This is a genomic window from Mycobacteroides saopaulense (assembly GCF_001456355.1).
GTDB classification, from domain to species: Bacteria; Actinomycetota; Actinomycetes; order Mycobacteriales; family Mycobacteriaceae; genus Mycobacterium; species Mycobacterium saopaulense.
On record NZ_CP010271.1, the window covers coordinates 843,275 to 860,033 of the forward strand.

A 16,759-nucleotide genomic window follows, 5' to 3' on the forward strand; every position below is an offset into this window, starting at 1 on the left:
TCGGGTGTCTCGGCCCGATCTTGGTCTTGAGGATGTCTTCAGGGCGCTCGCCGACTCGACTCGGCGAGCGCTGCTGGATCGGTTGCACGAACACAACGGTCAGACACTGAGTCAGTTGTGCGAGGGCGTCGCCATGACGCGCCAATCGGCGACTCAGCATCTGGGCGTGCTCGAATCCGCCAACCTGATCAGCACCGTGCGACACGGCCGGGAGAAGCTGCACTATCTCAATCCGGTTCCGCTGCATGAGATTCAGGAACGGTGGATCGACAAGTTCGAACGCCCGCGCTTGCGGGCGTTGAGTGCTATCAAGCAGCGGGCGGAATATGAGGATCCCATGACCCAATCTCCAACTCCAACTTTCGTGTACACCACCTATATCAACAGCACACCCGAGAAGGTGTGGCAGGCCATCACCGATCCCGAGCTCAGTGGTCAGTATTGGGGACACGCGAACGTGTCTGACTGGCAACAGGGTTCGCGGTGGGAGCATCAGCGGGTGGACGGCTCTGGCATCGCCGATGTGGTCGGCACGGTGGTGGAAAGCGATCCACCGCGCAAGCTGGTGACTACGTGGGCGGACCCGGCGGGCGGCGCCGACGCTCCGACGTCCACCGTCACGTTCCTGATTCAGCCGTACCAGAACATCGTGCGGCTGACCGTCACTCATGCCGATCTTGCCGACCCTGCCGAGTACGCACAGGCCAGCGGCGGGTGGGCGGCCGTGCTGTCAAACCTCAAGTCCTTCTTGGAGACCGGTGCTCCGTTGCCTACGAAACCGTGGACGCAACCCGAGTAGTCGGCGGCTTCGGCTCCGGCCGAGTACGCACATTGAGGGGCCACCAGAACCAGCGGCCCAGCATGGTCGCTATCGCCGGCGTCAAGAACGACCGAACCACCAGGGTGTCGAAGAGCAGCCCCAGGCCGATGGTGGTACCGATCTGGCCGAGCACCCGCAGATCGCTGAAGATGAACGACGACATGGTCACCGCGAAGACCAGGCCTGCGGCGGTGACGACGCCACCGGTGCCGGCAATGGCGCGGATGATGCCTGTTTTCAGGCCCGCCCCCGTTTCCTCCTTGAATCGGGAGATCAACAGCAGGTTGTAGTCTGCACCGACCGCCAACAGGATGATGACCGCCAGCGGGAAGATGACCCAGTACAGCGGAATGCCGAAGATGTACTGCCACACCACCACTGACATCCCGAACGATGCCGCCAGCGACAGTGCCACGGTCCCCACGATCACCAGGGCCGCGACCAGACTGCGGGTCAGGAACATCATGATGAGCAGGATGAGGCCGAGCGAAGCCAAGGCGGCCATCAGTAGGTCGTACTTCTGGCCGTCGGCGATGTCCTTGTACGCCGAGGCGGTTCCGGCCACGTAGATCTTGGCGTCGGCCAACGGCGTCGCCTTGACGGCGTCGAATGCCGCCTCCTTGATCGCGTCGATGTGCGCGATGCCTTCGGAGGTCTGCGGGTCCCCCTGGTGGGTGATGATCATCCGCGCGGCCTTGCCGTCCGGGGACATGAACAGTTTCATGCCGCGCTTGAACGCGGGGTTGTCGAAGGCTTCCGGGGGTAGGTAGAACGAGTCGTCATTCTTCGCGTCATCGAAGGCCTTGCCCAATTCGGTGGCAGTGCGTGTGGATTCTTCGTTCTGGGTGTTGGTGCCATTGTTGATCGCAAAGTTCGACAGGGTCAGGTCGCGGTTCTTCTCCTGAATGGCGATCTGCGGCGGTATCAGGTCCACGAGTTTGGGCTGTAGCGCGTCGAGCTTGTCGAGGCTCCCGGTGACCGATTTCAGTGCGTCGACGAGTTCGTCGATACCGTCGAGGGCGTCGAAGATCGATCGCAGCGCCGCGCAGAAGGGGATGTCGAAGCAGTGCGGCTCCCAGTAGAAGTAATTGCGGATGGGGCGGAACTGGTCGTCGAAATTCGCGATCTTGTCCCGTAGGTCCTCGGCCACGGCCACGGTCTGCTGGAAGCCCTGGGTTTGTTCGTGCGTGATGGCGGCGCTTTGTTTCTGGAGTGCCAGTTGTTGTCTCAGCACCGCGATAGTTTGCGTCATCTGATCGGCCTGCTGTGACAAGTACAGGGCTTGGTTCTGCTGTTGAGAGAGATTCATCAGCTGGCTGGCGCTCGAGGCACTGATCTGAAATGGGATGGATGAGTGCGTGATCGGCGTGCCCAACGGGCGGGTGATCGATTGAACCAGCGCCACGCCGCGGGCATGCAGGACGGATTTGGCGACGCGCTCCAGCAGGACCATGCCTGCGGGGTTGCGCATGTCGAAATCGGTTTCGATCATGAGGAGTTCGGGGTTGAGGCGCGCCACGGAGAAGTGACGTTCGGCCGCCGCGTATCCGATGTTCGACGGGACCGTGCTCGGCATGTAGATGCGACCGTCGTAAGTGGTTTTGTACCCCGGCAGCGCGAGCAGTCCGACGAGTGTGACCACGGACGAGACAACGAGAATCGGTCCGGGCCAACGCACGATGGCGGTGCCGATGCGTCGCCACCCGCGGGTGCGCATCGCACGCTTGGGTTCCATCAGGCCGAAGCGGCTGGCGACGACCAACACGGCCGGCGCCAGGGTGAGCGCCGCCGCCAGCGTTACCAGCACGCCGAGAGCCGCGGGCAGGCCAAGGGTTTGGAAGTAGGGCAGGCGCGTGAACGACAGGCAGAACAAGGCACCGGCGACGGTCAGGCCCGATCCGATGATCACGTGGGCGGTGGACTTGAACATCGTCTGGTAGGCGACCAGACGTTCCTCGCCCGCTGAACGTGCTTCCTGATAGCGGCCGACGAAAAATATCGCGTAGTCGGTGCCGGCGGCGATGGCGAGCATCGTCAGAAGATTCGTCGCGTAGGTCGACAGTCCGATGACGCCCGTATGACCCAGTGCCGCAACGATTCCCCGAGCGGCCGAGAGCTCCACCATGACCATCGCCAGCACCAATGCCGTGGTGGTCAGCGAGCGGTAGACGACCAGCAGCATGACCGCGATCACCGCGAAGGTGATGATGGTGACCTGGGCGGCGCCCGCGTTGCCCACCTCGAATTGGTCGGTAATGGTTGGGGCTTCTCCGGAAACGTAGGCCTTGACTCCGTCCGGGGCGGGGGTGTCCGCCACGATGCGGCGCACCGCGTCGACGGACTCATTGGACAGTGCCTCGCCCTGGTTGCCTGCGACGTAGACCTGGACATAGGCGGCCTTGCCGTCCTTGCTTTGCGAGCCGCCCGCTGTGATCGGATCGCCCCAGTAGTCGGCGACGTGCTGCACGTGTTCGCGGTCGTCGTTCAGCCGCTGCACCAGCGTGTTGTAAAACTGATGGGCCTGCGCGCCAAGGGGTTTGTCGCCCTCGAGGACGACCATGGCCGAGCTGTCCGAGTCGAACTCGTTGAAGACCTTGCCGATATGTCTCATCGCAAGCGTCGACGGTGCGTCGGCGGCGTTCAGTGGGGCGGACCGTTCCTCGCCCACCACTTCCAGCTGTGGCACCGTCGCGTTGGTCACCGCCGCGATGGCCACCCAGATCAAGATGATCGGCACCGCGAGCCGGCGGATGATCGTGGCGGCTCGCGACTCTTGGGCGTGATCGGCACTCATGCGGACTTGTCCAGGCAGGTGGTGTAGCCGTTCACGATGGTGACAGTCCTTTCGTCCTTGACGATGCCGTCGACGGTGATGCGGCAGCCGGTCACCTCGCCGCTGCCCTGCGCGCGCAGGTCGGCGAACAGGGTGGGGTCGTTGGTGACCAGCTCGTGCGACCAGGGCAGCGGCGCGTTGTCGACGCGGTGCGGCTGAGCCATTTCATCGAGAAAGTTGATGGTCGCGGTGCTCCCGCTCGTGCCGAAGACCTCGAGCAGTACGCGTTTGGGGTTGTAGTTGGTGTTCTCCATGGCCTCGGTGCCTGGGCGGGAGAGTTCGATGTTCGAGCCGAATACGCCGTGCAGCCGGGTGACCCCGAAAACCACCACCGCCACCACCGCGGCGGCGACGAGGAACGTCCACCAGCGTTTGAGGAGAGTCCAGAACCAGCCCTGCACCAGCGCTCACGTCCTCTCGACGGTCGGCTGCCCGACTTTTGTGGAACGGTACGGTACCGTACTCGTATGGCAGCTGATGTGTCAACGGGGTTGACTAGAGCGACAAAGGGGCGGCAGGCTTCTCCGTGGACTCCGCGTGAAGTCGAGCTGCTTGCCGTCACCCTGCGTCTGCTGCAACAGCATGGGTACGACCGACTGTCGGTCGACGAGGTGGCGGCCGAGTCCAGGGCGAGCAAGGCCACGATCTATCGGCGCTGGCCGTCGAAGGCCGAGTTGGTGCTGGCAGCCTTCATCGAAGGAATGCGCGCACAACTGGTCAGGCCGAATACCGGCTCGCTACGCGAGGACCTGATGCAGATCGGGACCAATGCGCTCGCGGATGTCCGGCGCAACACGCCCGTCATGCGCGGGCTGCTGAACGAGATCGCACGAAACCCCGCTTTGACCAAGGCCTTTCGGACCAAGTTCGTCGATCAGCGCAAGTCGTTGATTGACGACGTACTGGCCGCGGCGGTCGAACGAGGCGAGATCGACGCGGCCGCCGTCAACGAGGAGCTCTGGGATCTGATGCCCGGGTATCTGGTGTTCCGCTCGTTACTGCCGGTGAGGTCACCGACAGCCGACACCGTCCGGACGCTGGTGGACGGCGTCATCATGCCCAGCCTGACCCGGAAGCTCTAAAGCTCCCATCTCTTGTTGTGGTGGGGGTATCCATTCGGTGGTGCCGTCCTTATGTTTTCGAGTAATCCAGCTTTGGTTGAGGAGGCGGTGGTGTGGTCCGCAGGCGAAGGTGAGGTTGTCGATGTTGGTGGGGCCGTCGTGGGTCCATTCGTCGATGTGGTGGACTTCGCACAGATATCCGGGTACTGGGCAGCCGGGGTGAGTGCAGCCGCGGTCTTTGGCGTGCAGCACGATTCGCTGGTCGGTGGTGGCGATGCCTGCGGTGTCCTCCAATTCGGTCAATGTGGTGGTGACGATGACGGTGACCGGTAGTCCGTGGTGTGAGCCCAGCTCTGCGCAGGCCAGGGGGGCGCGCAGGGTGGCGCGGAGGGCGTCATGGTGGCGCTGCGCCACGGTGCGGGTATCGCGCTCAGCGGCATCGTCTGCCGGTTCGCCGTCCACGAGTGGGGTGTGATCGGTCGGGTTGCACATGCCGGGTGCGGCCAGTTTCGAGAACACCGCATCCAGATAGGCACGCGTCTGTGGGTCGAGTAGTCCCGAGATCGCCGACATGCCGTCAAAGCCTTGCTGCCCGATCACTATTCCGCGGCGCCGGGCCCGATCGGCATCAGAAAACTGCCCGTCGGGGTTCAATAGCGCCATCAAGCGTTCGGCGCCGGTGCGTAGTTGCTCAGGCCGAAACTGGGTGGCCATGACGGCAAGTTGTGCCTCGGCCGCCTCGCGAGTGGGGGTATCGACCACTACCGGGAGCCGGTCGAAGAACTGACGGATGATCCGTACGTGTTCCTCGCCGGCATCACCGCGTTCAAGGGCGCCAGCCACGTTCGGCAATACCGGCGCCAACACCTCGCCGGTCAACGCCCGGCGCGGCGCCAACAGTTCGGCATCGGCGATCCGCCGTCGCGCCGCACCCTTGCTGATATGCAGCCGTCGGGAGACCACGTCCGGGAACGAGGTGCCACCTAACTGCACCGGCGATGCTTGCCCGGTCACGGCGGGGATCAAACCCAGCCCCCGCGAAGCTAACCGCCGCTGCCCCACCTCCAAACGCGCCAAAACCGCCAATGCCTCGGCGGCGGTGAGTTCGTCAAAAGACCCCGCGCAGAAGGCATCAACTGCTGCCTCCAACACCTCGATCGAACCCATGTTCGAATACTAACGACCCCCACCGACAAGTAGACAGAGCAATGTGACTGCAGAAACTGTTGTGGCAGAAGAAATTTATGGGACGGACTTATGTACCTGTAGGTTGAAGCCGTGGACGCAACGATTTACCACAATCCCAGATGCACGAAGTCTCGTCAGGCTCTGGCCCGGTTAGAGGAGGCGGGGGTTGACGTCACCATCGTCAAGTACCTCGACGACGTGCCTACCAAGGCACAGCTGAAAAAGCTGATCAAGGATGCGGGCCTGACGGTGCGCGAGGCCGTGCGCACGGGTGAGTCCGAATACAAGGATCTGGGCCTTGCTGACGCATCTGATGACGCCTTGCTCGACGCGATGATCGCGCACCCCCGTTTGATACAGCGCCCATTTGTGGTGACCGCCAAGGGCACTCGGATGGCCCGGCCCACGGAAGCGGTCGACGAGATCCTCTAGTCCGGCCCGGTCAGGACGGCTTGCGCGACCTTGCGAAACGCTGTGACGAGTCGCGTCCGATCATCGGCGCGGGTGGCTAGGACTACGTGGCTCGGTTCCACCCCGTCAAGCGGAATGGCCACGATATCGGGGCGCATGGTGTTGCCGTGTGCGCCTGCCGATAGTGAAATGGCCTGGCCCGACGCGATTACTTCGAACTTGTCCTCCAGGGCGTCGATGACGGGCCCGTCGGGTGCCAGGCTGCCGTCGGGTCGCGGCTCCACGCGCCAGTAGGCACTCCATGAGGGGTCGGCGTTGCGTATCCGTGGCATCGGTTCGTTCGCGATGTCGGCCAGGGTCAGCGAATCATGTTGAGCCAGAGGATGGTCGGATGGCAACAGTACGACGCGCGGCTCGTCGTACAGGATCATCACGTGCAACTGGTCGGTGGGGAAAGGTAGCCGTGCCACCACCGCGTCTACCCGATGGTCGATCAGCGCAGCCCGCGCTTCATCCCATTTCAGGTGGGTGGCGCGGATATCGGCGTCTGGATGCTTCTGGCGCATCTGCAATACGGCGGGCGTCACGATGATCCCCATCGAATATCCGACCGTGAGGTGACTGGGCTGCGCGGCGGCGCGCGCATGCGCTGCGGCCTGATCGGCCGACCGCAACAGTGTCTTTGCCTTGGGGAGGAAGACCTCGCCTGCGTCCGTGAGCTTCGTACCTTGCGGTGTGCGGTCGAGTAGCCGTACACCGAGCTGCTGTTCCAGCCTGCTGATTTGGCGGCTCAATGAGGGTTGCGCCACCCGCAGCTCGGTGCTGGCCCGGCCGAAATGCCGGTGCTCGGCCACCACGGTGAAGTACCGGACCAGGCGTAGGTCCAGGTCCAGTGGGGCGGTGTCTGCCATACCCAAATGGTATGCGTGCTCAGAGCGGCAATGTGAGAAATATCCACTCTGAAATGTGGTGATGCCTGATTGGTATTGCCTGATGAGTAATCGGTCTTGGACGTGCGGCCGCACACTTCGCAGGCTTGAAGTACATCCACCACTCGAGACCTTCAGGAGGACAGCATGCGTGTATTCGTTACCGGCGCCAGCGGCTTTATCGGCTCGGCAGTCGTGCGTGAGCTCATCGATTCCGGACATACCGTGACCGGGCTGGCCAGGTCCGATTCGTCGGCGGCCGCACTCACCGCAGCAGGAGCAGATGTACATCGTGGTTCTCTTGCCGATCTGGACAGCCTTCGTTCCGGTGCCACAGTCGCCGATGGCGTCGTCCATCTGGCCTTCGTGCACGACTTCGAGAACTACGTTGAGGCAGTAGATGCGGACAAGCGGGCCATTGCCACAATCGGCGAAGCGCTTGCCGGGACGGGGCGGCCTTTCGTCGTCACCTCCGGTTTGGCGGGCTTTGGCCTGGGCCGCCCGCTGACCGAGGATGATGCGGCCGCACCGGAATCGCCGCGGCTGTCGGAGGAGGCGCTGAACCTCGCCGACCAGGGCGTGCGAGTCTCGGCCGTGCGGTTGGCTCCCTCGGTTCACGGGGAGGGGGATCACGGGTTTGTGCCACGTCTCATCGAAATTGCCCGGGCCAAAGGCGTTTCGGCATACCCGGGCGACGGGTCCAATAGATGGCCGGCCGTGCACCGCCTTGACGCCGCCCATCTGTTCCGTCGCGCGCTGGAGAACGCTCCGGCGGGTTCGAGGCTGCACGGCGTCGCCGAGGACGGCATCCCGGTACGTGGCATTGCCGAAGTCATCGGCCGCCATCTGAACGTGCCGGTCGAGTCGGTGCCCCTCGAACAGGCATATGCCCATTTCGGCTGGCTGGGTGGGTTTTTCGCTATGGATCTGCCCGCGACGAGCGTGCTCACTCAGGAACGTCTGGGCTGGCACCCGGTGCAGCCTGGCCTCATTGCGGACCTTGAGAAGGGGCACTACTTCGATGAGTGACATCGCAGCATCGGCGCGCCGTGCGTTAGGAGCCGTTGGCGCGTTTCTGCCGATGCACTTCACCAGTATGCCCTCGGTGGGTGAGCAGCGTGCGGCGGTAGTGCGCATGGAAGCCGCTGGTTATCGCACCACATGGCTGAATGAACCGGTCGGGGGCAAGGACGTTCTGGTGCAGGCGGGTCTTCTGCTCGCTGCAACCGAGCACATGACGTTCGCGACGGGGATCGCAAACATCTGGGCACGCCCAGCGGTGACCGCACACGGTGCTGCCGCGATGCTCGCACAGGCTTATCCCGAGCGGTTCGTGCTTGGGCTTGGCCCTGGCTATCCCGTGCAAGCTGAAATGGTTGGACTTGAGTTTGGCAGCGCGGTTGGTGCGATGCGGGACTATCTCGCGCGTATGGACCAGCTGACGCCCCTACCGGCCATTGACGTGAGCTATCCCAGGATTGTCGCGGCCAACGGCCCAAAGATGTTGGCACTGGCCCGTGATGCTGCCGACGGTGCGATGCCCGCGGGCCGGCCGCCTGCATTCACCGCAGAGGTGCGGCGGAGTTTGGGCCCCGACAAGCTGCTGATCGTCGGAATGGACGTGGTCGCGGCCGATGATGGCAAAGACACGAAATCCCTTGCTCGCGAAACGGTATCGGTCCGGTTGGGTTTGCCCGGTGTTTGTGAAGGACTGAAACAACTCGGGTACACCGACGCGGACCTCTCGAGTATCAGCGACCGACTGGTGAATGATCTCGTCGGCCATGGGGATCTTGACAGCGTCGCCGGGCTCGTGGACAGGCACCTTCGGGCGGGAGCCGATCACGTGGTGTTAATGCCGGCTGATACGGAGATGGAAGCGGGCCTTCGGTTCTTCGAGAAGGTTGCGCCTGCGCTGATGTCCTAAAACCGAGCACATCTGGCACGGAGCGGCCGGTGTCGCAGGACGAGAGTTGGCACCATAGCGAGCATGACTCCAGAATCTGCCAACAACGAGTTGGCGGGCGCGCTGCAAGGTCTGGCGATCGGACGGATCGTCTTGGGCATTGCCTCCTTGGTGGCGCCGAACCTGCTCGCCAAGGCCGGACGTGTTCCTGCCGCACCCGAACTGACCTATATGACAAGGATATTCGGGATCCGGGCCATCGCCCTGGGGCTGGGTTATTTGACCTCAGCGGCCTCCGAGCGGTTCAGATGGCAGCGGCTCGCCTTGATGGTGGATATCACCGACACAGCGCACGGTGCCGTGCATCTGGTGCGAGGTGACCTGCCCCGCGCCACTGCCGCCGCCGTGGTCGTGCTGACCGGGGGTTACATGAGTGTCGGTGCGACCCGGCTGATCAAGGATCTGACGGCGGCCTAGCAGGATCGCGGCCGCCACCCCGGCCGCGACACCGATCACCGTGTCGAGGCCGCGGTACAGCATGAGGGTTAATGGGTCGGTGGGATCGGCCAATTCGGTCATCAGCATCACCAGCGGTGTGAAGAAGCCGACCGCCAGAGCATAGTGGCGAGCCATGAACAGCTCGGTGGGGAACAGCAGCACGATGACCAGCGTGCCGACGGCAACTGGCGGGAGTGCCAGCGCCAGAAAGGCTCCGGTGAGGATCAGGCCTGCCATGGTGCCTGCGGCCCGATGTCCGGCCCGTGTCAGCACACCCGCGATATCCCGGTCGGACGGCCGTCGGCTGTCGATTGCTCCCAGCGGCACCGCGGCGGCAGCCATCGCCCAGTTGGCGTGATCGAAGCCCAGCAGCAGACCTCCCCCTCCGGCCACGGAGACCGCGAGGGCGTACCGCAGCGCGTGTAGGCCCACATGCGCTGGCAGGCCCCGCGGCCGCGTGTGCGGCGCCGGAGACACACCCGCCGGCCCGGTCCGGCCGATCAGCACTGAGAGCAGTGCCGTTCCCACGCATAGTGCGATGGCATGCCGCGGGGCCACCAGTTGCGCGGGAACGGTGGCGGTGGCACCGATCGCGAAAAGGAAGAAGAAGGGCCCCGTGGGCCGCAGGTGTAGTGCGTCGGCGACCACTGACCCGGCTGTCGCGAACGCCACCTCAATCACTACCAGCATCCAGGTGCGCGCGTGCAGCGACGAAAGCATCACGCCGAGTGCGACTCCCGTACAGAGCAGGACGCCCGCCTGAGCCTGCTGTCGGATGCGACGCCATCCGGACTCCCCGCGGCCGTAGACGCCGGTGAACGAGCCGAACACGATGTACACCAGCAATTCGGGCCGCCCAACAGCCAGTAGGAGCGCCCCGGGTAGCGCCAGACCGGCTGCCACACGCAGTGCGTGCCAATGATCCTGTCGGTTGGGCCGGGTGCCCGCCCGCGTCCGCGCGGATGAGTCCACGGGTGTTCTCCCAACCTCTGCCGGTGATGATTCGTCCCAGTGTGTGGGTCTGGGCGTATGGCGTCCAAGACACATTGCCGCTGAGTCGATAGGCGGCGCCGATCGCTGGTGGTAGAACGAGTTATGCAGTTCCGGCAGCTTGAGTATTTCGTGGCGCTGGCGCGGGAGCGACACTTCGCGCGGGCGGCATCGGCCTGCTATGTCTCCCAGCCCGCGTTGTCGGAGGCTATCCGCAAACTTGAACACGAACTCGGTGTTCCATTGGTGTTGCGCGGGTCCAACTTCGAGGGCCTGACGCCGGAAGGCGATCGCCTGGTGCTCTGGGCGAGAAGGATTCTCGCGGACCGTGATGCGCTGGAGCATGAAGTGACCGCGCTGCGTAGCGGGCTCACCGGTGAACTGCGGCTTGGCGTGGTGCCCGGTGCCGCCACTCGGGTCGCGCTCATGGCCGACACATTTTGCGCCGAACACCCGCTGGTGAGGGTGCGTATCGAGTCCAGCCTGCGGTCGGCGGAGATCCTGGACCGGATCCGCCGGTTCGAGCTGGATGCAGGCGTGGTCTACGACGATGGGCTGCAGACCGAAGGGCTCGAGCTCACCCGGTTGTATCAGGAGCGCTATGTGTTGGTGGCGGGCGAGGCATTGTTGCGCGATGCCCCGAACCCGATCGATTGGTCCGAGGCACTGAGCTTGCCGATGTGCTTGTTGCACAAAGGGATGCGAGACCGAGACCGAATCGACGAGGCAGCCGCCGAACATGGGCTGACCGTATCGCCTCGTCTGGAGGCCGATTCGGTGGCGACGCTGCTCGCGCTGGTGGGCACCGGACGCTGGGCGGCGATTGTCGCCAGGACCTGGTTCGCCACCGTATCGCCGCCGTTGGGTACCCGGACGGTGGAACTACAGGCGCCCACCCTCGGATCGCCTGTTGCGCTGGTGCGCTCGGCGGGTGAACCCTCGTCACTGCTGGCCCGTGCGCTCGTACAGGCGGCTGTACCGCTCGACCAGCTCTGATCGGCCGCGCCTATCGGGTGGTCGGAACTTGGTCTTGGACACCGCGCCAGCTCTCGCCGGACACTGAGAATGCGTCGACAAGGCGCATCAGATGGCTGAAAAGTATTTTGCATCAAACGAACTGGCGGCCAGAACGACCGCCGTTGAGGAGTGGTCATGGCAAAAGTCTTGTGTGTGCTCTATCCCGACCCGGTGACCGGGTATCCGCCCGTATACGCCCGTGATTCACTACCGGTGATCGACAGCTACCCGGACGGACAGACCCTGCCGTCCCCGTCGGCGATCGACTTCACGCCCGGTGAGCTGCTGGGCTGCGTATCGGGTGAACTCGGGCTGCGTCGCTACCTGGAGGCGCAGGGCCACGAATTGGTGGTCACCTCCGACAAGGACGGACCCGACTCGGTATTCGAGAAGGAACTCCCCGACGCCGATGTTGTCATCTCCCAGCCCTTTTGGCCCGCGTATCTCAGTGCTGAGCGAATTGCCAAGGCGCCCAAGCTCAAGCTGGCGCTGACGGCGGGCATTGGATCGGACCACGTAGACCTGGATGCGGCGATCAAGGCGGGTATCACCGTCGCCGAGGTGACCTACTGCAACAGCATCAGTGTCGCCGAGCATGCCGTCATGCAGATCCTGGCCCTGGTGCGCAATTACCTGCCCTCCCACCAGTGGGTGGTTGACGGCGGCTGGAACATCGCCGACAGCGTCGAGCGCGCCTATGACCTCGAAGGGTTCGATGTCGGCATCATCGCGGCCGGGCGCATCGGGCAGGCGGTGATGCGCAGGCTCAAGCCATTTGACGTGCGGCTGCACTACTTCGACACGCGTCGGCTGCCCGTCGAGGTGGAACAGGAACTGGGGCTGACCTATCACCCGGATGTGCACTCCCTGGTCGGCTCCGTCGACGTCGTCGATGTCCACGCCCCGCTGCATCCGCAGACCTACCATCTGTTCGATGCGAACCTGATCAATTCCATGCGCCGCGGTTCGTACATCGTGAACACCGCGCGTGCCGAGATCATGGTCCGTGATGCGGTGGTGGACGCGCTGCGCAGCGGACAGCTCGCCGGTTACGCGGGTGACGTCTGGTATCCGCAGCCGCCTGCTCCGGATCACCCGTGGCGCACCATGCCGCACGAGGCGATGACGCCGCATGTTTCCGGCACCACGCTGTCGGCGCAGGCGCGCTATGCGGCCGGCACCCGGGAAATTCTCGAAGACTTCTTCGAACGGCGGCCGATCCGCGACGAGTATCTGATCGTCGAGGGCGGGCAGCTGGCCGGGACGGGTGCCCAGTCCTACACCGCGGATGGCTCGGCCAGTCCCGGCGCGGGCACCTGATCGGCAGCGCGCGGTGCGGTGGCTCGGTGTTGGCATGGATCCGTCGGGATCTGGCACCGATTGGCAGTGTCTGGACCGCCGGACGCTGGCAGCATCGCCTTCATGAGCCACAACACAGCACTGCGCAAGGCGGCGGCCGGGTTTTACGCGGGTATCGGAATCTTCGCCCTCGTGAAACCCGCCCTGGTGCCGCAGATGTTCGGCGGCAACGCACCGACCAGCGAATCCCGCACCGAGATCCGTGCCGTGTACGGCGGCATCCCGTTGGCCTTCGCGTTGGCCCTGACGCAGGCCGGAGACGACAGCCCGCGATCCGCCGGCCTGCGTGCCGCCGTCCGTTACGCCAGCTACGGCATGGGGCTGACCCGGTTGTTGTCGGGCGGTGTGGAACGATTGGTGAGGCCGTGGCCCACGGGGTTTTTCGCGGCCATGGAGCTGGCAGCAGGGGCGGCGCTCACCGAGCGATCCGATGCCTGATGCCGCCCGGGAGTTCGTAGCCCGTTTCACCGATTTCTGGACTGCTCCCTCGGTGAGTCGCATCCCCGAGATCCTCCACGAGGATGCGGTACTGCTACAGCCTCTCGCCAGTCCGATGCACGGGATGGGGGCGATCCGAAGGGAATTCGAGGGCCTGTTCGCTCTGGTTCCTGACCTGCGCGCCGTCGTCGACTCGTGGCGGGGCGACCCCGACGAGTTGTTTGTCTCGATCAGGCTCTACGGGCACATCGGGGCGCGGCCGGTGGAATGGCCGGCCGTCGATCGCTTCCGGCTCGTCGGGGACAAGGCCGCGATACGGATCTCCTATTTCGATCCGTTGCCGCTGCTGCCCGCCATCCTGTACCAGCCGGCGGTGTGGCTGCCCTGGTGGCGGTCCGGGGTGGCCCGGCCGTGGCGTAGCCCGGGACGATTTACGAACCTGCTACCCGCGTAAACGCATAACTGACTCGCGAGTAAGCTCCGGGCCATGACCGCACCTACCAAGCGTCGCGCCGTCATCGTCGCGGGCGCACGCACCCCATTCGTTCGTGCCTTCGGGGACTTCACCCGCATCGACACCATCGCGCTGGCCGACGAGGCCGTGCGCGGCCTGCTCGACAACACCAGGATCTCCTCGAACGAGATCGAGGCCATTGTCTGGGGCGGGGTGATCCTCCCGGCCGGTGCGCCGAACGTCGCGCGTGAGATCGCTCTGGACCTGAAGCTCGGCCACGGCGTCGAGGGCCACACCGTGACCCGCGCCTGCGCCTCCGGTCTGCAGGCCATCACCACGGCGGCAGCCGCCATCGAGCGTGGCGAGTACGACGTGATGATTGCCGGTGGCTCGGATTCCACCTCCAACGCCGGAGTCAACCTGCCGCAGAAGCTCATTCACGCTGCGGCCCCGCTGGCTCTGGGTAAGCCCAAGCCAAAAGACTACCTCGATGCCGCATGGAGCCTGGCACCGTTCACAGGCCTACTGCCGCGCCGGCCCAAGATCGAGGAGCGCACCACCGGTGAGGTGATGGGGGAGTCGGCCGACAAGATGGCCAAGATCCACGGGATCACACGCGAGGCGCAAGACGAGTTCGCCGTCCGCTCGCACCACCGCGCGGCCGCGGCCATCAGGTCGGGGCGCTTCGACCGCGAGGTCGTGCCCGTCAACGGTGTCGCCCGCGACGGCCTGGTCCGCGAGAACACCAGCGTCGAGAAGCTCGCCACGCTCAAGCCCGTCTTCAACCGCGATGGCACGGTGACCGCGGGCAACGCCAGCCCGCTCACCGACGGTGCTGCGGCCGTCCTGCTCATGAGCGAGGAGAAGGCACGCGCGCTCGGATTGCAGCCGCTCGCCGCGTTCCGCTCCTGGAGCTACGTCAGCGTGGATCCCGCCGACGAGGTGCTCATCGGCCCCGCGATCTCGATGCCCCGCGCACTGGAGAAGGCCGGGCTTTCCCTTGCCGATGTCGACTACATCGATATCCACGAAGCCTTTGCCGCGCAGACCCTTTCGGTGCTGGAGGCTCTCGGCTCCAAGAAGTGGGCGGTCGATCGGCTGGGCCGTTCCGAGGCCGTCGGCACGCCCGATATCGACAAGGTCAACGTGCACGGCGGCTCGGTGTCGATCGGGCACCCGTTCGGCGCGACCGGTGCCCGCATGGTGACCACCATGGCCAACGAGTTGGCACTCAGCGGGAAGAGCACTGCGCTGCTGGGGATTTGCGCGGCCGGAGGCCACGGCGCCAGTGCCGTGCTCGAACGCGTGGAGTAATCCTCCGGAAACGGAAAATGCCCGCCTACAAGCGTTGTCGCTCGTAGGCGGGCATTACCCACTGCGTTCTAGCCTCCGTACCCGGGCTTCAGGATCGGAGCGATGGCGCCGATCGGGATGTGCGCCTCCACCGTGCCGCCATCCATCGAGTACACCCGCTGGCCGGGGGAGTAGTCGATCGGATAGTCATGGGCCACTGGGTAATCCGGCATGTAGATGATCAGCTCGTCCGGTGTCAGCGCCCAGGCCTTGTACGCGCCGGAGTACACCTTGTCCGGCGTCCACCGGTCGGGCGTGAACGGATAGGTCTGTGGGGTATGCGCCGGCGCTGCCCGGTCCAATGCCTCGATGATGAACGGTTCCGCGATCGGCGGGATGGCGTTCAAATCGCCGCCCTTGAGGATGTCGGCGAGCATCAGACGCTTACCGCCGTCGTAGTTGAAGGTTCGGTACGCGTTGTTCACCTGCGGGCCGTTGGCGTGGTAATCCTCGTGGAACACGATCGACGTGGTGCTGCCGTGGTTGAAGATCTGGAAGTTCTCCTCGCCATAGCTGTCCTGAATCATGTCAGCGCCCTTGGCTTTCCAGTTGTTGTACAGATTGCGCAGGTACTCACGGATGGCGGGGTTGCTGTCCACCAACTCGGGGATGGCCACCTTGATATCGCGATCGGCCTTGCGTGGTGAGGTCACCACGGTATGGCAGTACAGCCCGTCGAAATTACCGCCGAGCTCACCGCAGAACGACTGCGCTGACGCGGCGGCCGACGGCGCGGTACTGATCGCCAGCGCAGCGACCATCGCCCCGGCAACCCCTCGGACCAAGAGTTGAGAAATCCGCATGATTACCTTTCCGGCGGTTTACAGGTACTCCAGCTTGCTCGCTAGCCAACGGCCATCGATCTTTTCCATGGTGATTTTCATCCGGCTCTTGTCGACTCGCGGGTCGGGCCGCTGCGTGTTGGTGATGCTCTGATCCACCATCATCAGCAGCACGACCTTGTCCGTGGACTTGTACTGGATCGCGGAGTTCACGACCTTGCCGTGCGAGGCAGCCTTGTTGTCGAGCAGCAGTTGACGCAGCTGCACGCTCGCCGGGGTGAAGTCCTTCTTGAGATCGCCGGTCGCCCCGTTGAGGATTCGCCGGAAGCTCTCGTCGATGTCGTTGCTGTCGATGCTCGTCAAGGTTTCCGTGTACGGGATGGCAACCGCGAGGGCCTGCTCGCCCGCCGCGTCGATCTGATGCTGGCGCCAGACCTTCCAGCCCACGATGCCCGAGAACACCAGCGCGCCGATCAATACCGCTGCTAAGGCTCCGATGGCGGCGTAGCGCAGCCACGACGCTCCACCGGACGAGGCCTTGTCATCGTCCGAGCTGGGAGCCTCATCGGCGCTCGATTCGACGTCGTCCTGAGCCGAATCGGCCTCCGCGGAATCCTCCGAATCGGTCTCCGTGGCGGAGTCGACGGTCTCTTTCTCGTCAGCGTTGTCCGTGTCGGCGTCGTTTGGGGAGTCGACGTCTTCTTTGGTCATGGTGACCAC

General features: G+C 64.4%; 17 protein-coding genes. 10 read left to right on the top strand and 7 right to left on the bottom strand.

The window, feature by feature from the left end; all coding sequences use genetic code 11:
• The first annotated feature begins 4 nt into the window (after positions 1-4).
• Complete coding sequence (locus tag MYCSP_RS04230; RefSeq protein WP_083013790.1) at positions 5-799, top strand: ArsR/SmtB family transcription factor; 795 nt, start codon at positions 5-7, stop codon at positions 797-799.
• Here the strand turns inward: MYCSP_RS04230 and MYCSP_RS04235 are convergent.
• Positions 771-3,614, bottom strand: a complete 2,844-nt coding sequence (locus MYCSP_RS04235; RefSeq protein ID WP_088413245.1) for an MMPL/RND family transporter — start codon at positions 3,612-3,614, stop codon at positions 771-773. The genes MYCSP_RS04230 and MYCSP_RS04235 overlap by 29 nt on opposite strands.
• Positions 3,611-4,054 carry an MmpS family transport accessory protein gene (locus MYCSP_RS04240; RefSeq protein ID WP_083013792.1) on the bottom strand — a complete coding sequence of 148 codons (444 nt, stop codon included), beginning with the start codon at positions 4,052-4,054 and terminating at the stop codon, positions 3,611-3,613. The genes MYCSP_RS04235 and MYCSP_RS04240 overlap by 4 nt, the downstream gene beginning before the upstream one ends.
• Positions 4,055-4,120: 66 nt before the next feature.
• Between MYCSP_RS04240 and MYCSP_RS04245 the strand changes: the two genes are divergently transcribed.
• Positions 4,121-4,735, top strand: coding sequence for a TetR/AcrR family transcriptional regulator (locus MYCSP_RS04245; protein ID WP_088413246.1), 615 nt, complete (start codon positions 4,121-4,123; stop codon positions 4,733-4,735).
• Here the strand turns inward: MYCSP_RS04245 and MYCSP_RS04250 are convergent.
• A complete protein-coding gene (locus MYCSP_RS04250; RefSeq protein WP_088413247.1) occupies positions 4,664-5,881 on the bottom strand; it encodes an HNH endonuclease signature motif containing protein in 1,218 nt (405 codons plus the stop codon). The two genes, MYCSP_RS04245 and MYCSP_RS04250, sit on opposite strands and share 72 nt — an antisense overlap.
• A 111-nt stretch (positions 5,882-5,992) precedes the next feature.
• Between MYCSP_RS04250 and arsC the strand changes: the two genes are divergently transcribed.
• Positions 5,993-6,334, top strand: coding sequence for an arsenate reductase (glutaredoxin) (arsC, locus tag MYCSP_RS04255; RefSeq protein ID WP_088413248.1), 342 nt, complete (start codon positions 5,993-5,995; stop codon positions 6,332-6,334).
• Here arsC and MYCSP_RS04260 read toward each other — a convergent pair.
• Entirely contained in the window at positions 6,331-7,224 is an 894-nt protein-coding gene (locus MYCSP_RS04260) for a LysR family transcriptional regulator (protein ID WP_083015936.1), read from the bottom strand. The two genes, arsC and MYCSP_RS04260, sit on opposite strands and share 4 nt — an antisense overlap.
• A gap of 165 nt (positions 7,225-7,389) precedes the next feature.
• On the opposite strand from MYCSP_RS04260, the gene MYCSP_RS04265 reads away from it, so the two are divergent.
• Together MYCSP_RS04265 and MYCSP_RS04270 are read left to right on the top strand one after the other, a co-directional pair.
• The gene (locus MYCSP_RS04265; RefSeq protein ID WP_088413249.1) at positions 7,390-8,271 is read left to right on the top strand and encodes an SDR family oxidoreductase; all 882 of its coding nucleotides are present in this window, start codon (positions 7,390-7,392) and stop codon (positions 8,269-8,271) included.
• Positions 8,264-9,169: an LLM class flavin-dependent oxidoreductase gene (locus tag MYCSP_RS04270; RefSeq protein ID WP_162266196.1), complete on the top strand. Its 906-nt coding sequence runs from the start codon at positions 8,264-8,266 to the stop codon at positions 9,167-9,169. Before MYCSP_RS04265 ends, MYCSP_RS04270 begins: the two co-directional genes overlap by 8 nt.
• A gap of 264 nt (positions 9,170-9,433) precedes the next feature.
• On the opposite strand, the gene MYCSP_RS04275 is transcribed toward MYCSP_RS04270, so the two are convergent.
• Entirely contained in the window at positions 9,434-10,618 is a 1,185-nt protein-coding gene (locus tag MYCSP_RS04275; protein ID WP_088413250.1) for an FUSC family protein, read from the bottom strand.
• Positions 10,619-10,741: 123 nt separating this feature from the next.
• Between MYCSP_RS04275 and MYCSP_RS04280 the strand changes: the two genes are divergently transcribed.
• The 5 genes from MYCSP_RS04280 (at position 10,742) to MYCSP_RS04300 (ending at position 15,218) form a co-directional block, all read left to right on the top strand.
• Positions 10,742-11,632, top strand: a complete 891-nt coding sequence (locus tag MYCSP_RS04280; RefSeq protein WP_088413251.1) for a LysR family transcriptional regulator — start codon at positions 10,742-10,744, stop codon at positions 11,630-11,632.
• A 156-nt stretch (positions 11,633-11,788) separates the two neighbouring features.
• Positions 11,789-12,973, top strand: coding sequence for an NAD-dependent formate dehydrogenase (locus MYCSP_RS04285; RefSeq protein ID WP_088415437.1), 1,185 nt, complete (start codon positions 11,789-11,791; stop codon positions 12,971-12,973).
• A gap of 102 nt (positions 12,974-13,075) precedes the next feature.
• Positions 13,076-13,450 (top strand): DUF4345 family protein, encoded by a 375-nt coding sequence (locus MYCSP_RS04290; RefSeq protein ID WP_083016191.1) that lies wholly within the window; start codon positions 13,076-13,078, stop codon positions 13,448-13,450.
• Positions 13,443-13,904 (top strand): nuclear transport factor 2 family protein, encoded by a 462-nt coding sequence (locus tag MYCSP_RS04295; RefSeq protein ID WP_088413252.1) that lies wholly within the window; start codon positions 13,443-13,445, stop codon positions 13,902-13,904. The genes MYCSP_RS04290 and MYCSP_RS04295 overlap by 8 nt, the downstream gene beginning before the upstream one ends.
• Before the next feature lie 33 nt (positions 13,905-13,937).
• Positions 13,938-15,218 carry an acetyl-CoA C-acyltransferase gene (locus MYCSP_RS04300; protein WP_088413253.1) on the top strand — a complete coding sequence of 427 codons (1,281 nt, stop codon included), beginning with the start codon at positions 13,938-13,940 and terminating at the stop codon, positions 15,216-15,218.
• 68 nt (positions 15,219-15,286) lie between these two features.
• On the opposite strand, the gene MYCSP_RS04305 is transcribed toward MYCSP_RS04300, so the two are convergent.
• Together MYCSP_RS04305 and MYCSP_RS04310 are read right to left on the bottom strand one after the other, a co-directional pair.
• On the bottom strand, positions 15,287-16,060 hold the full coding sequence (locus MYCSP_RS04305) for a mannan-binding protein (RefSeq protein WP_070912973.1): 774 nt from the start codon (positions 16,058-16,060) through the stop codon (positions 15,287-15,289).
• Positions 16,061-16,078: 18 nt separating this feature from the next.
• Positions 16,079-16,759 (bottom strand): hypothetical protein, encoded by a 681-nt coding sequence (locus MYCSP_RS04310; RefSeq protein ID WP_083015954.1) that lies wholly within the window; start codon positions 16,757-16,759, stop codon positions 16,079-16,081.